This window comes from Streptomyces sp. NPDC001373, assembly GCF_042895815.1.
Taxonomy (GTDB): domain Bacteria; phylum Actinomycetota; class Actinomycetes; order Streptomycetales; family Streptomycetaceae; genus Streptomyces.
In genome coordinates this window covers 1-1064 of record NZ_JBIAWQ010000072.1, presented here as the reverse complement: position 1 = coordinate 1064, position 1064 = coordinate 1, and the positions used below count along the sequence as shown (strand labels likewise).

At 68.9% G+C, this 1064-nt stretch carries 1 protein-coding gene; it reads left to right on the top strand.

The window, feature by feature from the left end; all coding sequences use genetic code 11:
• Nucleotides 1-241: 241 nt before the first annotated feature.
• Nucleotides 242-562, top strand: coding sequence for a DUF6233 domain-containing protein (locus ACFY15_RS36935; protein WP_390827092.1), 321 nt, complete (start codon nucleotides 242-244; stop codon nucleotides 560-562).
• Nucleotides 563-1064: the final 502 nt, after the last annotated feature.

The following is a 1064-nucleotide window of genomic DNA, read 5'->3' as shown; positions in this document are numbered from 1 at the left end:
TCGAAGCATTCCACGGCCTGCAGCCGGACCCGCTCCCTCGCGGCCCTCCCGGCGTCGGTCAACCCGCCACCCTGCGCGTATCTCACGGTCCAGGGATACCGGAGCGGACCGGCCGCCGTCAGGCGAACGGCTCCGACATCACCCAATCAAGTTCAGTACCTGCCCGGAATTGCGCAGGGTCGGAATACTGCCTCTCCACCAGTAGGGCGGCGGCGTCGAGCCTGCGGAGTACAGCACGTGGGTGACCTCCGCCCAGCTGCGCCCCATCCCCGGCGTCGCGCTGGACCAGGTCCCGACCCACCGCAACCCCACCGGCACGGCGGCCGCCCCGGCGACGCCCCGGGTGTGGGTGCTGGACGGCCGCACCAGCGCCCGGGCCGCCACCTTGCACGCCGAAGGATGCGCCCTGGCGACGGATCGGGCGGTGCCGGTCAAGACGACGGCCGCGCTCGACGCCCTCGGCCGGCCCGGCACGCTCGCGTGCACCGGATGCGACGCCGCCGAGACGCTGCTGCCGATCCTCGCCCACGGCCAGGAGGACGGGCACGCTCCCGGCGACTGACCGAAACTGGCAGGTCAGACGGCCGGGGAGCCCTTGTACCGGCCGGAGAACCATGCAGCGATGATACTTCGAGCATACGTTCTATTCTCTCCGCCCCGCCTGGCGTGCGTTTCAACGCGTGCGCGAGCGGGGCGCGAGGCCCCAGGCGAGCGCACCGACAAACAGGAGTGCAACAAAGACAAGGGCGGCAATGCTGCGGGCTGGGTAGAGAGGAAGCGCCCACCAAGAGCCGATGCGATGTCCGAGTGAGTCGGGCGGTTGTCCGAGCATGACATTGGCGATGATGTACAACAGTCCGGCAGCCACCGCCGTGGCTTCGTTCGCGATCCGGCGTACCACCAAGGCCAGAGCCAGGATGAGAAGGGTGTTGCGGGCTACGTCCAGTCCAATAGCGGGTGTGGTGGCGAATATTGATCAGAAACTCATGGGGTTCTCGTCCAGGACGTAGCGGACGTGTGGGCCGCCGAAGTAGCCGCGGACGATGTGCGGCTGGCGCTGGCGT